The following is a 12,886-nucleotide window of genomic DNA, read 5'->3' as shown; positions in this document are numbered from 1 at the left end:
ATAAGTTTACCAGAAAGGAGAGTTGTGCGAAATGGCGGTTGATTGCCAGAATATCTACAAAAACGCGCGGAAATCTGCCGGAATGACGCAGGAAAAAGCCGCACAGCTTTTGAACGTGTCAGTTGATTCTCTGCGGGATTATGAGCAGAGCCAGCGCCCGGTACCCAGCGACGTGGCAAGCGCCATGTGCGATGTGTACCAAGCCCCGTATCTTGCAGTTCAGCATCTGCGCCGGTCCTCAGAGCTGGGCAAGCGGGTGGTTCCGGAGATTCAGTTAAAGGACTTGCCGGAAGCTGTTCTCAGCGTTCTGGCGGCGGTTCAGAGGTTTATCGTAAAGCGCGATGCGATGATAGAGATCGTCGCAGATGGAAAAATCGAAGAGGACGAACAGGCTGAATGGAATGAGATCATGGATCGAATGAACAACCTGTTCGTGGCGATGGCCAATATGCGTTTTTCGAAAGGAGGGCGTCGGACGTGAAAGAATCGTACTTTATCGGCGTGAGCGAAGTGCAGGAAATTGTCGGATGCAGCAAATCCAGAGCCTATCAGTTTATCCAGCAGATGAACAAAGAGCTGGAAGCAAAGGGTTTACTTACGTTTCCGGGCAGAGTGCCCCGGCGGTATGTGTTCGAGCGGTTCGGCATTACGGAGGTTCAGGATGATGCGAAAGGCAATAATCCCGCTGGTGGCAACAGCGGCGGCGCAACTACTGGTAATCGAAAGCATCGCCGCGGCGTTCGCTTTCCAACCGAAAGAAACGCAGCTCTCGATAGCGATGATTCCTGTGCAAGCTGACATCGAGCAGGGCGAGTGCATCCGGCGAGACCCGGCTCCCTATGAGCCGATTACATACCATGTGCCGCTGGATGCGGATTTACAGCAGTATACAGCCGAGATGTGCGACTTGTACGAAGTTCCGCTGGAGCTGGCCTACGCCGTCATGCAGGTCGAGAGCGGCTATACGGTGAGCGCTACCAGCTCAACCGGGGATTATGGTCTGATGCAGATCAACAGCATCAATGCCGGATGGCTCAAAGATGAGCTGGGAGTCACGGATCTGCTGGATGCCTGCCAGAACATCAAGGCTGGGTGCTATATGCTCGGAAGCTATCTTGCCCTGTACGATGGAGACATCAACCGAACTATGATGGCGTACAACCTTGGGAAGAGCGGGGCAGAAAAGGCTTGGAATGCAGGAACCCGCAGCACGGCCTACACCGACAAGGTGTGGAGCGCAATGGTTGGCCTTTTGGAGGAAGAAAGGGATGTTTCGTAAGGTGATGCAAATGATTCAGGATTACGCGGAGAAGAAGCTGCTGGATGAAGTCTTTGCTACATACCTCGATGTGCAGGATGCCGCAGCTGAGATGGCGCAGGTGCTCCCGTGTCCCCGGTGCGGGAAGCTGACCATGAAGATGCGCTTGCACAGCAATGCTCTTTCCCGTCGGGTTCCGGGCATCATGATTTGTGACCAGTGCGGAACCGAAGAAGCGCTGGATGCAATGGCGGGGAAGCCAAAGGATGCCCATGAATGGGCGCTGGTCAAAACCTACATGAAAGGAGCAAACCTCAAATGAAGCGCAGGGAAAAGAAGCTGAGCGTGATGGATTGGGTACTCGTAGGACTGCTGGACACGCTGGCCGGGGTCGTAGCCGGAGGGCTGATGGCAATATGGCAGTTGCCGAGCGCCTACCGCTGGCGTGGCTACTGGGCAATCGGCGGCGAATGGCTGCTTGTCATTATTGCAATCATCATGGCGGTGCGGCTGACGCACGCATTCCAGATGTTCATGATTTTCGGAGGAAAGAAGCATGGTAAGATGCGCTCGGTGTCACAGGGTCATTACAGATCCGGCGGCAATCGAAGCGGGGTACGGCGCAAAGTGTTACGCCAAGGAGTTCGGCAAGAAGCTGAAATCGCCCGCAAGACCTCGCAAGGGAAAGACCGCTACACAGCCTAAGAGCACCGCTGAGCGCCAAATCATCGGCCAACTCACGGTATATGACATACTCGCCGCACACGAAAAAAGCGCTGACCAGAACGGCCAGCGCGCTACAAATGGATAGAGACCCGCACATTCCGTTGGCGCTTGATGCAGGAACATCAAGCCGGAAAATACAGGTCTCCACCACACACAACCATATTGTAGCATATTCGGTTGAATTTTTCAACAGGTACGAAGCGGCGAGAAAGGACTATCCTTTCTGCCGTTTTTCTATGCAAAAATTAGGAGGTACAACATGGAAAAAGAACTTACTGCCGCCGTAACCACGCAGGAGCCGATGTTAGCCGACAGGCTGATTGTGGTGCAGCAGCTTCCCGTCATCAAGGAACAGCTGCACAGCATCAAGGCTCAGGCACAGGCGTCTGTGGCGGAAGCGCTGGCGCTGGTTTGCACGGAAGAAACGCTCAAGGTCGTCAAGGAGCAGCGGGCGAAGCTGAATCGCGACCGCAAAGATCTGGATGCCCGGCGCATGGTTGTGAAAAATCAAATCATGCAGCCGTTTGAGGATTTCGACAAGGTTTACAAGGAGTGCGTCACCGATGTCTATGGCCCTGCGGATGAAGCGCTGAAAGGCAAAATCGCGGATGTGGAAGCCGGCTTGAAAGCTGACAAGGAGAAGAAAGTGGTTGCTTACTTCGACGAGCTGGTCAAGGCAAACGGGTTCGAGTGGGTCAGCTATGAGGACATCGGTATTGCTGTTACCATGACGGCGAGCCTGAAATCCTTGAAGAACAAGGTCAAGGAATACGTTGACCGCGTGGTGGCTGATGTGAACTGCATCAATGGCATGGAGAATGCCCCGGAAGTTATGGCCGAGTACAAGCAGTGCCGCAATCTGGCCGTTGCGATTAACAGCGTGAGCCAGCGCAAAGACCGTGTGGCCCGCGAGGAAGCTGAACGGAAACAACGCCTTGAAGCCCAGCTTCGCGCGCAGGAAGCAGAGTCGGCGGTGCTGGATGCGGTGGAAGAAGAACTGGCAGCGCCGCGGGTCATGGGTACCGAGCCTCCGGTTATGGATGAGCAGGAGGCCGAAGAAACCCAGCAGGAGAGCAAAGAACAGATCATGACGGCCAAATTTGCTTTCATGGGCCGCACGTTCCAGTGCCACGGTACATTGACCCAGCTCCGGGAGCTGAAGTCTTTCGTAAATGAAAAAATCGACGAAATCCAGAAGCATATGGATTCCGTCGGCATCGAGAATGAGGAGGTAAGCGACAATGGCTAAAGCAGTACAGCCGCAGAAGATTCGTTTTTCTCAGGCAATCCAGACTCCGCTTTACAAGAATCTGGTGAACAACACGCTGGGGGACCCGGTTCGTGCAGGGCGCTTTATTGCAAATATCACCTCTGCGGTGGCGGTCAATGCCGAGTTGCAGAAGTGCGACCCCGGCACAATTCTTGCGGGTGCACTTCTGGGCGAAAGCCTGCTCTTACAGCCCTCTCCGCAGTTGGGACAGTTCTACTTGGTGCCGTTCAAATCCAAGGCCAAGTATGACCGTGAGGGGCAGATGATTGAACCGGAGAAGTTCAAGGCTCAGTTTGTGCTGGGCTATAAGGGCTATATCCAGCTTGCCCTGCGCACGGGTCAGTATAAGCGGCTGAACGTCCTTGAAGTAAAGAACGGGGAGCTGAGTGGCTGGGATCCTTTTGAAGAGCGTTTCCATGAAATGCACTTTATCGAGGATTTTGAAAAGCGCATGAGTATGCCGACGATTGGCTACATTGTCCATTTTGAGTATATCAATGGTTTCCAGAAAACGCTGTACTGGACGGCAGACCAGATGATGTCTCATGCGGACAAATATTCCCCGGCATTCAGCGCCGCCGCATATAAGAAGCTGCTGAATGGTGAGATTCCGCAGGATGAGTTGTGGAAGTATTCGAGCTTCTGGTACAAAGACTTCGACGGGATGGCCAAAAAGACCATGCTGCGCCAGTTGATTTCCAAGTGGGGCATTATGACGGCAGAAATGACGATGGCCTATGAAAGAGACGGCCATGTGATGATGCCGGACACCGCGAGCGGAGACCTGTTGCTGGAAGTGACCGATACCCCGGAACTCGGCCAGCAGGATGAGCAGGAACAGCCCAAAATCGAGCGGACGGCCAAAACTATGGACTTGCCGGAGCCGGAAGCAGATGAAGTGAAAGCGGCTGTTGACTTGGCGACACTCTGATGGTCAAGTACAACATTATCAGCACTGGAAGCGACGGCAATGCCACGATTTTGGAAGAATTTGTTCTGATAGACTGCGGCGTTCCATATAAGGCACTGGAGCCGTATGTGCCGAAGCTGAAGTTGGTTCTACTCACCCACATCCACAGTGACCACTTCCAAAAGCGCACCATCAAGCGGCTTGCTGAAGAACGGCCAACACTGCGTTTTGGATGCTGTCGTTGGCTGACACCGCCGCTTTTAGCCGCAGGAGTGCCGGAACGTCAGATTGATGTGCTGGAACCCCGGACCATGTATGGATACGGCCTATGCAATGTGATTCCGTTCATGCTGGTGCATAACGTGCCGAACTGCGGGTACAAGGTGCATTTTCCATCTGGCAAGGCGATTTATGCCACTGACACCAACAACCTGAACGGGGTGCAGGCACTCGGATATGACCTCTATTTGATAGAAGCCAATTACAGAGACGAGGACATTCAGGCCAAAATCGCAGAGAAAAAGGCTGCTGGACAGTATGCCTATGAGATGCAGGTGCTCAAGAATCACCTATCGGAAGCAAAGTGCAATGATTTCTTGGTGAGAAATATGCAGACGAACAGCGTGTATATTCCCATGCACGTTCATATTGACAAGGAGAAAACGGATGGTCGTAACGGCGAAAATTGAAAAGCTGGAAGATGGAAAGCTCGTCCTGAAGCCCGATACGGACATCAGCCGCTTTGTGGAGCAGAAGCGCCCCCGGCGGGTGGAAGTCCGGTTGGATGATGGGCGCACGATTTCTGCTGACCAGCGCCGAAAGATTTTTGCCATCATCCGTGACATTTCTTTGTGGTCCGGCCACGAGCCGGAAGAGCTTCGGCAGTATTTGGAATGGGATTTCTGCTCCCGCGCTATGCGGGAGTGGTTCTCCCTCTCAGACTGCGACATGACGACAGCACGAGAATTCATTACTTACCTGATTTCGTTTTGCTTCCACTGGGGCGTTCCGACCAAGGATAGTTTGCTGACGCAGACGGACGACATTGGAAAATACCTGTACCTGTGCCTTGAAAACCGTCGCTGTGCAATTTGCAACCGTCCGGCGGAGGTACATCATGTTGACCGTATTGGCATGGGCATGGACAGAGAAAAGGTCGTCCATGTCGGCTTGAATGCAATCGCGCTTTGCCGAGCGCACCACGAGGAAGCACACCGCCGGGAGAATGCGCTGTTTGCTGATTACCATATCTATGGAATCAAGCTGGACAAGCACCTGTGTAAAGTGCTTTCCCTTAATCAAAAGCCGAAAGGGGAGGTGAAGCGTGGCGAATGACTACATAAAGCTATGGGTGAAAGATTACAGAGCACTGCTGGAGCCGTTTAGTGAAGCGGAGCGAGGGCGCATTTTGTGGGCGATGATGGACTACAAGGAATCGGGATCTGAGCCGAGCTTTTTAGGAAATGAACGCTTCGTCTGGGCGGCTATCAAGGCAAAAATTGATGCTTCTAATGAAGCCTACGAGCGACAGGCGGCGGCAAATCGCGCCAATGGCGCAAGGGGCGGAAGACCAAGAAAAAATAAAGAAAATCAGGAAAACCCAAAAAACCGAATGGGTTTTGAAACGCCCGAAGAATTGGATGATTCTGATGAACAGCAGGAGACATCAACCGGACCGCCTGACGGAAAACCGGAGTCCTACTGGGTATGGGCTGGGTGCGATAAGATGCTCACGCCTTATATGGCCTCGGAATTCCGGGAGCTGCGGGAAGCTGGCGTAGAGGACGCCCTAGTGGTGGCCGCGCTGAAAGAAGCGATGCGCCATCAGGCAAAGTACCCTTGGGTCTATGCCAAGCGTTTGCTCGACCAAGCGGCAGCACAAAAAATCACAACGCTGGAAGCATGGGAAAAAGTACATATCACATACAAAGAAAACCGGGTTGACCGGGAAACGCCGAGTGGAAATAGCTTCCTTGGCCTTGATAACAGCTTGGATCGCCTAAAAAGGAGACCTCTTAGAAAGCGGGCGGAGGAAGTTCCACCAGACTAAGGAGGTTTTCTAATGGGAAGCGATGTTCGCCATGTCCGCGGCGAGGCCCAGAAAGAGCTTGTAAAGAAGTTTGAAGTATTTACAAGCAAGGGGCGGTCAAGGTGGCAGGTTTGGAGCGACTGGATTACGATAAGCGCCATTGCCGTGTCCAACGCGACAGACAAGAGCCACTTCGACGAGCGAGAGCAGCAGTACATGACTATCGTGAAAAAGTACACGAAGCAGGAAGTGGACACATTCGCGGATATGTTTTCGATTCTGGTTATGGCGTTGGAGGACAACTCGGAACAGGATTTCCTTGGCGAGCTGTATATGTGCTTGGGGCTTGGAAGTGACCACGCGGGCCAGTTCTTCACGCCTTACCACCTTTGCGAGTTTATGTCTGTGGTGACGACCTCGGCAGAAGAATTTCAGCAGAAAATCGGAGACAGGGGATGGGTCGCGGTCTGTGACCCGACCTGCGGCGCGGGGGCCTTGCTAGTGGCGTTTGCAAACGAATGCAGGAAAAAAGGCATCAATTATCAGACGGATGTGCTGTTTGTGGCGCAGGACATTGACTACATCGTGGGAATGATGTGCTATCTGCAAATGAGTCTGCTTGGAATGCCGGGGTATGTCGTTATCGGTGATACGCTTGCAAGCCCGTCTGTGTCTTATGACAAAAGGGGGCTGCTTCCAGTTGACAAAGGGAACGTCTGGTATACGCCGCTGCTCAGGATCCCGGTTTGGCAGTATCGAATCTCTATGGCGCAGATGAAGCTGGTCGCTCAGCCGATAAAGAAAGAGCATACTGCGGATGCGCCAAAATCCGAACCACAGAAAGCCCTTGAAGCCACAAAAAAGAGTAAGCAACCAAAAGATACGGAAAAGCCCAAAGCCGCTAAAATGCCGCCCAAAGAGCCGGAGCAGGAACCGATGTTCTCTGAGGGCAAGGGTGGGCAGTTGAGCTTTTTCTGATAGGAGGACAATATGGATTCCACCACACACACCACAACCACAGTAGAGTTTGTCGATTGGCGGGCCAAGGCAAAAGAGAAGCTGGAAGCAGAGGACAAGCTGTTCAAAGGCGGGCGCGCCGCCGCGAGCGTTCAGAGCTATGTGCTGCGGGCACTGCTGAACTTTGCAGATCAGGAGCCGCGCTTCGCTGAGGTCGTTTGCAACACGGAGCGCACATTCTCGGAATGCTGCGCGGCAGTCGTACACAATGCGGGAGAGGTTCTGTCTGACCTTGAAGCGTACCGCAAGGCCGTGCAGTTCTATTTTCCCAATGCTGAAATCTCGTTTTCGATGAACATCAATCTTACCGGGACGCCGCCGACGGAAGAAGAGATGCGGGCGCCGGCAACCATCAAACCGGAGGACGCCGCCCCGAATATTCCGAAACCGCAGGAGCCGAAAAAGGGAAAAACCGACCAGAAGAAGCAGAAACCGGAGAAAAAGCCTGCAAAGAAGAAAGAAAAGCAGAGCGAGGATTCGATGCAGCTTTCCTTGGAGGGATGGTTCTGATGATTTTGGGATTCAAGGGATTCAAGCCGGGGCTGGTTGCAACGCTTGGAAACGGAACATTCCGGTATGTTCCGAACGAGCTGAATGAGACGGAAAAGGCCATGTGCGCCAGCACAGGATTCCATTATTGCTTAGACCCGTGGGATTGCCTGAACTGGTACACATGGAACGGAAAGAATGAGTTTTGGGCAGTTGCGGCCGGGGGCGATGTTGACGAGGATGGCTACGGAAGCCGGAGCAGCTGTACGAAGCTGGTTCCCCTCCGCAAGCTAACAGCAGAAGAATTTTTGCTGATGCACGCCAACTATGTGTTTGAGCATCCTGCGGAGAAGTTTGAGGACAGCTATAAAGGGCCATTTCATGTCGCATATGGCCGGGGTAAAAAACTGGCCGGAGAACTGGGAGAATGGCTCTGCTTCATCATTCGAGATCAGCAGGAGTCTATCTGCATTGCACAGCCGATTGACGGCGTGAAGATTTTGCCGGGGAAAAACTACACGGCAGAGAGTTTGGAGGCGGCACACAATGAAAAAGGCTGAAGAATTGAAACTTTATGCACCGGAGCCGAAACGGCCAGAGCTGGATGCGGCGCTGTGTATGTCAGTTGCCGAGGGGCAGGGCATGGGCCGCTACATCAAGGGAAAGGTGCTGACGGTGGCCGTCTGGGACAAAAAGGAAAAGCCGCTGGTCGTGTGGCGCTTTTTCGGGGATTACTGGACGGGGGAGCTTCGCGGGAACGAGAACCCGACCAAAGGTGAGCTTTCGCCGCGTCAAATTGAGGTCAAGCCCTGCCAGTGTTTGACGTGGAGGACCGAAGTGCCGGCAACAAAGGGAGAATCGGAACTCCTGCAAAACTATTTTGATGACTGCAGACCGGGATATCTGATTGGCATTGTAGAAGATGCACTGTCGGCTCATGCCAGGAAGAAGCGCGAAGAGCGCAACGCACGACAGGCGGCTGAGACCAAGAAGCTCTTTGAGAATCTGCCGGAGCCGCCGGAAGATCTCAGTAAACAAGTTTTGAAAGTGTGCAGTGATGCGGGCTTTCTCTGGGTCACCAATGATAAACAGAACGTAATCGAACCCGGCGGCGTTGAGAAGAAAATCTCGATTCAGCGGGCAAGGTGCGATAGCTGCGGTGGTGAATATACGCTGTCGGAACTGCTCAAACACAAGAGCACAGCGACGTGCGAGTGCTGCGGGGAGAAAATGCAGGTTCGCAATACCCGCTATTCGGTCAAAAGGTTATGGGCCGCAAGGACATTCCTTTGGAGCAAGCCGCAGGGGGATGGAGTCTGGATTCGCCGCTATCTGGTGTATTTCGATTTCAAAAATCATCGGGCAGAACCGGAATTTCACGGCCGTGGAATCTGGTGGACGGACGGAAAGACCATCAAGCAGTGGAAACGCGACTGGGGCGAAAAAGCTCAGTATATCATGTGCCAGCGCCCGAAGCTGTCCGCGATGCTGCTTGCCCCCTCTGGCCCGTATCAGCCGTACACGCTGGCATCCCACACTGACCAATTTGAGAGTGATGTTCGGAAAGTGCTGAAATCTGAATGGATGTACCAGTACGATAATCACCTCAATTTTCCGTGGGAAGTTCGGCAGTGGGAAATTGTGAATCGGTATCCGATGGCCGAAAGCCTTGTCAAAACGGGCTGGGCTGACGCTCTGTGCTCTCAGGTGTACGACGAATATGAGCACAGCACCCGCATCAATCTTCGCGCAGAAACCTATTACGGCGTGTTTGGCTTGAACCGTCAGGAACTGGCCGCAGTCTCGCAGAGCAAAAAGTCGTTCCGCGAGGTGGATAATGCGCTGGAATGGAAAGAAGCCGGCCTTGCAATCAATGGCAAGAACATGGCAATGACGGCTAACATCCGAAAACTCTCAGGAATGGCCAAGACATTGCAGGAAAGCGGAATGACGCGGAGCCTGAAATATCTCCGTCAGCAGACAAGGCGAGCCACCGGAAGCTACAACGGCCAGATTGCTCTTCAAGTTGCATCGGACTGGCTGGACTATCTCGATATGGCCGGACAGATGAAGATGAACTTGAATCTTGAAAAGGTTCGTTTCCCGCTGGATCTCAAGCGCCGCCATGATGATTTGGTTCTGGAGCGCAATAAGCGGCGTCGAAAGGATGCGTTGAGAGGCGCTGCAAGCAGCATCAAAAAGGACGCCAAGGAGCTGGAGAATCAGTTCCATATCGAGAACATCTACAAGAAAGTCCGCAAAATCTATGAGTACGATGGAGCGGAATACATCATTCGGGTGCCGGATGGAGCAAAGGCAATTTTGGAGGAGAGTAGATTTCTTGACCACTGCATCCAGCGCGGGACCAGATACTTTGAGCGCATTGCCAAACGTGAGAGCTACATCTTCTTCATGCGGCGCAAAGCCGACCCGAATACCCCGTGGTACACCTTGGAGGTGGAACCGGGCGGCACTGTCCGCCAAAAGCGCAGCTATAACAACGACCAGTACGCCGATTTGGAGGGTGCGAAACCGTTTATTGCGGAATGGCAACAGGTTGTGCAGAGCCGCATGACAGCGGCGGAAATTGATTTTGCACGGCAGTCTAAGGAAATCCGCGCACAGGAGTTTGCAGAGCTGAAGGAGAACGGAAACATTATCCGCACGGGAGCAAATGCTGGAAAGCTGCTCGTTGATGAACTGATGCACGACTTGATGGAGGTGGAAAAACGTGTCGGCTAAAATTGAACTTTCTCTCGCGCCCGCCAAAGCAAAAGGCCTTTCGGAAGATGAGCGTCTGGATTTGGGGCGCCTGCTCCTGAAAGCAGGATACCGAGTTGATATTGTACGCCGTCGTCCGAATACCAATCCGGGCACCAATTACGATTATTTCATGGTTTTGGACAAAGGAGAGAACAATGCCTGATACTCGGAAGAACCACAATCCCAGCGGTGCGCCGGACCCTACACGAGTCCGGGCAGAGAGCAACATCCAGAGGGAAGAAGCTCGTGTGAGCGAGCTTGTCCACGTCCTGCGTTATGTGGCAGGTGCCGCCGGGTTTGAAATTGTGGAGCGAATCGTTCTCGTGGATAACCAAACGGGGAGGATCTATCGGTGAACAGAACGAAAAACGAGTTGGCCGATTATGCTTGGAATCCGGTGACAGGGTGCCTGAAAGATTGTCGGTACTGCTATGCAAGGAAAAGCGCGATACGGTTTGCAAGCGATTGGCGCCGAAATTTGGCAGAGAGACCGAAAGTTCAGCAGGTGGGAGAAAAGCTCTTTGAGCTGGATACCCCTTGGAAAACGAAGAGCCAGCGCTTCCTGAACAGTCCAACGGGGTTTCTGCCCACCATGCACAAATACCGTTTCGACTGGCCGCAAAAGGTCAAAGTTGGCTCAAGCATTATGGTATGCACAGACGGCGATTTATTCGGGCCGTGGGTTCCTGAAGAATGGATTCTTCAGGTGTTTGCGGCGGCTGATGAAGCGCCCCAGCATCAGTACATTTTTCTGACGCAGTATCCGGAACGCTATAAGCAACTTGCGAATCACGAGAAGCTACCCCAAAACAAGAATTTCTGGTACGGTTCGACGGCGACGGTCAGAGAAAGCAGCGTATGGGCGAACGAACACTATAATGCGTTCGTAGCGATAGAGCCGCTCCTTGGCCCGTTTGAGGGCGATGTGACAAAAGCGTTCCAGAAGTTGAAGTGGGTCATCATCGGCGCGGAAACGGGCCGAAACGTCGGAAAGGTCATTCCGAAAGCGGAGTGGATTAAAGATATTCTTACGTCAGCGGATGCGACCGACACGCCTGTCTTCATGCGGAGCAGCATGGAAAGCGTGGTGGGTGCTGAGAATATGCGGCGCGAGAAACCACAGCCGCTTCTTCAGAGAGTTCCCAGTGACGTGCAGAAGGAGCGTCTGTGGGAGTATTGCGCGGTCTGTGGCAAGTACAGACCGATGAAAGAAATGTACGCGCTGCTCTTGCGCAGAAAACGTGGAGATAGCCCGGAGCGGGTGGCTTATATGTGCCCGGAATGCTATGAGCAGTTCAGTAGAGACAATTTTGAGAAAGGAAAAGACGATGAAGTTTGAACGAAGCGAAATTGGAGCGCTGTTCTCCAAGCTCCGAACAGCGGTGCCGGAGGTTCGCGCAGTGGGCAACGACAGCACGGGAATCCTGCTGAGTGGCCCGGATGCGTTCGCAACGAATTTGGAACTGAGCATTCGGGCAGAACTTTCCAGCCCGGTTCCGCAGGGTGTCGTTATTCCGCCGCGTGGAGTGGATTTTATCAGCGGAGCAGTAGCCCCTGAAATCAACATCAACGTGACAAAGAGCGGGTTGGTCATAGAGTCCGGCACGGCGCGGGCACGGTTGAGCACGACGCCGGCAGAGAATTACCCCACATTTGATGGTCCGGGAAAGGATGCGAAGCGCTGCGTGGTGAGAGCGAATGATTTGAGCTGGGCCATCTCAAAGGTTCTATACGCTGTGTCCAAGGAGGATCGGCATCCGGCGCACAAAGGGCTGTGCTTTTCCCACAACGGCGACGATACTTTGGAAATCTGCGCCCTGGATGGGTACAGAATGGCCATCAGCCGAATCGACTGCACCGCCGATGGCAACTTCAAGTTTGTGCTTCCGGCGGCAACGGCAAAGGCGATTGACACGCTGTGCCTTGATGGGAGCGTCAGTATTGAAAGAGACCGCAAAAAGGCCGTTTTCAGTGACAACAATTTTGAGGTAAAGTCTCGCCTGATCGCAGAACCGTTTCTGGATTATAGCAAAATTGTAGCCCAAAAGAGTGGGGGAACCAGAATCGTGCTTGACAGAAAAGAATTGCTGGGCGTTCTGGGACGCGTCAAACTTGCTCGGTCCGCAGACGCAAAGGAAAAGAGCACCTTGGTGATGGATCTGGAACCCGGCGGCACAGGTAGAGCATCGATGCGTAGCACGATTGCGCAGATGAATGAGGAATTTTCTTTCAACGGAAAGCTGGATGAGCGCCTGCGAATCGGCTTTAATCTGGAGTTCCTGAGCGAGGCATTGAAGTCGATGGAAGGAGACGAGGTCAGCGCATGGGTGGTCGGTCCTCTATCCCCCGTAAAGCTGATTGAGCCGCAGTATGAAGCGCTGGTGCTTCCTGTCAAGGTCAAGGAGGAAGCATGATGCGGGGTAG

At 53.2% G+C, this 12,886-nt stretch carries 19 protein-coding genes; all 19 read left to right on the top strand.

Annotated features, from left to right (window positions below; translation table 11 throughout):
• Positions 1–31 precede the first annotated feature (31 nt).
• The 19 genes from MTP42_RS09730 to MTP42_RS09640 all read left to right on the top strand — a co-directional run bounded on the left by MTP42_RS09730 (position 32) and on the right by MTP42_RS09640 (position 12,876).
• Positions 32–481: a helix-turn-helix domain-containing protein gene (locus MTP42_RS09730; protein WP_158401678.1), complete on the top strand. Its 450-nt coding sequence runs from the start codon at positions 32–34 to the stop codon at positions 479–481.
• Complete coding sequence (locus tag MTP42_RS14705) at positions 478–798, top strand: hypothetical protein (protein ID WP_187156368.1); 321 nt, start codon at positions 478–480, stop codon at positions 796–798. The genes MTP42_RS09730 and MTP42_RS14705 overlap by 4 nt, the downstream gene beginning before the upstream one ends.
• Positions 779–1,279 carry a lytic transglycosylase domain-containing protein gene (locus MTP42_RS09720; protein WP_187156369.1) on the top strand — a complete coding sequence of 167 codons (501 nt, stop codon included), beginning with the start codon at positions 779–781 and terminating at the stop codon, positions 1,277–1,279. The genes MTP42_RS14705 and MTP42_RS09720 overlap by 20 nt, the downstream gene beginning before the upstream one ends.
• A gap of 10 nt (positions 1,280–1,289) precedes the next feature.
• Positions 1,290–1,580: a hypothetical protein gene (locus tag MTP42_RS09715; protein WP_158401680.1), complete on the top strand. Its 291-nt coding sequence runs from the start codon at positions 1,290–1,292 to the stop codon at positions 1,578–1,580.
• Positions 1,581–1,814: 234 nt separating this feature from the next.
• Positions 1,815–2,069: a DUF6011 domain-containing protein gene (locus tag MTP42_RS14745; protein ID WP_423405081.1), complete on the top strand. Its 255-nt coding sequence runs from the start codon at positions 1,815–1,817 to the stop codon at positions 2,067–2,069.
• Positions 2,005–2,271, top strand: coding sequence for a hypothetical protein (locus tag MTP42_RS09705; protein WP_249257206.1), 267 nt, complete (start codon positions 2,005–2,007; stop codon positions 2,269–2,271). Before MTP42_RS14745 ends, MTP42_RS09705 begins: the two co-directional genes overlap by 65 nt.
• A complete protein-coding gene (locus MTP42_RS09700; protein ID WP_249257205.1) occupies positions 2,244–3,233 on the top strand; it encodes a DUF1351 domain-containing protein in 990 nt (329 codons plus the stop codon). Before MTP42_RS09705 ends, MTP42_RS09700 begins: the two co-directional genes overlap by 28 nt.
• Positions 3,226–4,185: a recombinase RecT gene (locus tag MTP42_RS09695; RefSeq protein WP_158401683.1), complete on the top strand. Its 960-nt coding sequence runs from the start codon at positions 3,226–3,228 to the stop codon at positions 4,183–4,185. The genes MTP42_RS09700 and MTP42_RS09695 overlap by 8 nt, the downstream gene beginning before the upstream one ends.
• On the top strand, positions 4,185–4,853 hold the full coding sequence (locus tag MTP42_RS09690; protein WP_158401684.1) for an MBL fold metallo-hydrolase: 669 nt from the start codon (positions 4,185–4,187) through the stop codon (positions 4,851–4,853). The genes MTP42_RS09695 and MTP42_RS09690 overlap by 1 nt, the downstream gene beginning before the upstream one ends.
• Positions 4,831–5,499: a putative HNHc nuclease gene (locus tag MTP42_RS09685; RefSeq protein ID WP_158401685.1), complete on the top strand. Its 669-nt coding sequence runs from the start codon at positions 4,831–4,833 to the stop codon at positions 5,497–5,499. The genes MTP42_RS09690 and MTP42_RS09685 overlap by 23 nt, the downstream gene beginning before the upstream one ends.
• The gene (locus MTP42_RS09680) at positions 5,489–6,214 is read left to right on the top strand and encodes a DUF6291 domain-containing protein (protein WP_158401686.1); all 726 of its coding nucleotides are present in this window, start codon (positions 5,489–5,491) and stop codon (positions 6,212–6,214) included. Before MTP42_RS09685 ends, MTP42_RS09680 begins: the two co-directional genes overlap by 11 nt.
• Positions 6,215–6,226: 12 nt before the next feature.
• Positions 6,227–7,171, top strand: coding sequence for an N-6 DNA methylase (locus MTP42_RS09675; protein WP_158401687.1), 945 nt, complete (start codon positions 6,227–6,229; stop codon positions 7,169–7,171).
• A gap of 12 nt (positions 7,172–7,183) precedes the next feature.
• Positions 7,184–7,720, top strand: coding sequence for a Cas9 inhibitor AcrIIA9 family protein (locus MTP42_RS09670; protein ID WP_022257367.1), 537 nt, complete (start codon positions 7,184–7,186; stop codon positions 7,718–7,720).
• A complete protein-coding gene (locus MTP42_RS09665; RefSeq protein ID WP_158401688.1) occupies positions 7,711–8,259 on the top strand; it encodes a DUF7666 domain-containing protein in 549 nt (182 codons plus the stop codon). Before MTP42_RS09670 ends, MTP42_RS09665 begins: the two co-directional genes overlap by 10 nt.
• Complete coding sequence (locus MTP42_RS09660) at positions 8,246–10,441, top strand: PcfJ domain-containing protein (protein ID WP_022257365.1); 2,196 nt, start codon at positions 8,246–8,248, stop codon at positions 10,439–10,441. Before MTP42_RS09665 ends, MTP42_RS09660 begins: the two co-directional genes overlap by 14 nt.
• Positions 10,431–10,625 (top strand): hypothetical protein, encoded by a 195-nt coding sequence (locus MTP42_RS09655; RefSeq protein ID WP_055188399.1) that lies wholly within the window; start codon positions 10,431–10,433, stop codon positions 10,623–10,625. The genes MTP42_RS09660 and MTP42_RS09655 overlap by 11 nt, the downstream gene beginning before the upstream one ends.
• Positions 10,618–10,818 carry a hypothetical protein gene (locus MTP42_RS09650; RefSeq protein ID WP_055188397.1) on the top strand — a complete coding sequence of 67 codons (201 nt, stop codon included), beginning with the start codon at positions 10,618–10,620 and terminating at the stop codon, positions 10,816–10,818. The genes MTP42_RS09655 and MTP42_RS09650 overlap by 8 nt, the downstream gene beginning before the upstream one ends.
• The gene (locus MTP42_RS09645; protein ID WP_158401689.1) at positions 10,815–11,801 is read left to right on the top strand and encodes a DUF5131 family protein; all 987 of its coding nucleotides are present in this window, start codon (positions 10,815–10,817) and stop codon (positions 11,799–11,801) included. The genes MTP42_RS09650 and MTP42_RS09645 overlap by 4 nt, the downstream gene beginning before the upstream one ends.
• A complete protein-coding gene (locus tag MTP42_RS09640) occupies positions 11,791–12,876 on the top strand; it encodes a DNA polymerase III subunit beta (protein ID WP_187156370.1) in 1,086 nt (361 codons plus the stop codon). Before MTP42_RS09645 ends, MTP42_RS09640 begins: the two co-directional genes overlap by 11 nt.
• The last annotated feature ends 10 nt before the right edge of the window (positions 12,877–12,886 follow it).

Origin of the sequence: Faecalibacterium sp. I2-3-92 (assembly GCF_023347315.1) — a bacterium.
In the GTDB taxonomy this organism is placed as follows: Bacteria; Bacillota; Clostridia; order Oscillospirales; family Ruminococcaceae; genus Faecalibacterium; species Faecalibacterium duncaniae.
The sequence above is the reverse complement of the archived record's forward strand: the minus strand, read 5'-3'. Positions and strand labels throughout refer to the sequence as shown.

What these genes read in the sequence shown, in the direction of transcription:
- MTP42_RS09720 (WP_187156369.1), top strand. Translation starts at nt 779, where the DNA reads ATGATTCCTGTGCAAGCTGACATCGAGCAGGGCGAGTGCATCCGGCGA.
- MTP42_RS09670 (WP_022257367.1), top strand. Translation starts at nt 7,184, where the DNA reads ATGGATTCCACCACACACACCACAACCACAGTAGAGTTTGTCGATTGG.
- MTP42_RS09685 (WP_158401685.1), top strand. Translation starts at nt 4,831, where the DNA reads ATGGTCGTAACGGCGAAAATTGAAAAGCTGGAAGATGGAAAGCTCGTC.
- MTP42_RS09700 (WP_249257205.1), top strand. Translation starts at nt 2,244, where the DNA reads ATGGAAAAAGAACTTACTGCCGCCGTAACCACGCAGGAGCCGATGTTA.
- MTP42_RS09665 (WP_158401688.1), top strand. Translation starts at nt 7,711, where the DNA reads ATGGTTCTGATGATTTTGGGATTCAAGGGATTCAAGCCGGGGCTGGTT.
- MTP42_RS09690 (WP_158401684.1), top strand. Translation starts at nt 4,185, where the DNA reads ATGGTCAAGTACAACATTATCAGCACTGGAAGCGACGGCAATGCCACG.
- MTP42_RS09730 (WP_158401678.1), top strand. Translation starts at nt 32, where the DNA reads ATGGCGGTTGATTGCCAGAATATCTACAAAAACGCGCGGAAATCTGCC.
- MTP42_RS09675 (WP_158401687.1), top strand. Translation starts at nt 6,227, where the DNA reads ATGGGAAGCGATGTTCGCCATGTCCGCGGCGAGGCCCAGAAAGAGCTT.
- MTP42_RS09660 (WP_022257365.1), top strand. Translation starts at nt 8,246, where the DNA reads ATGAAAAAGGCTGAAGAATTGAAACTTTATGCACCGGAGCCGAAACGG.
- MTP42_RS09705 (WP_249257206.1), top strand. Translation starts at nt 2,005, where the DNA reads ATGACATACTCGCCGCACACGAAAAAAGCGCTGACCAGAACGGCCAGC.
- MTP42_RS09650 (WP_055188397.1), top strand. Translation starts at nt 10,618, where the DNA reads ATGCCTGATACTCGGAAGAACCACAATCCCAGCGGTGCGCCGGACCCT.
- MTP42_RS09695 (WP_158401683.1), top strand. Translation starts at nt 3,226, where the DNA reads ATGGCTAAAGCAGTACAGCCGCAGAAGATTCGTTTTTCTCAGGCAATC.
- MTP42_RS09715 (WP_158401680.1), top strand. Translation starts at nt 1,290, where the DNA reads ATGATTCAGGATTACGCGGAGAAGAAGCTGCTGGATGAAGTCTTTGCT.
- MTP42_RS09640 (WP_187156370.1), top strand. Translation starts at nt 11,791, where the DNA reads ATGAAGTTTGAACGAAGCGAAATTGGAGCGCTGTTCTCCAAGCTCCGA.
- MTP42_RS14745 (WP_423405081.1), top strand. Translation starts at nt 1,815, where the DNA reads ATGGTAAGATGCGCTCGGTGTCACAGGGTCATTACAGATCCGGCGGCA.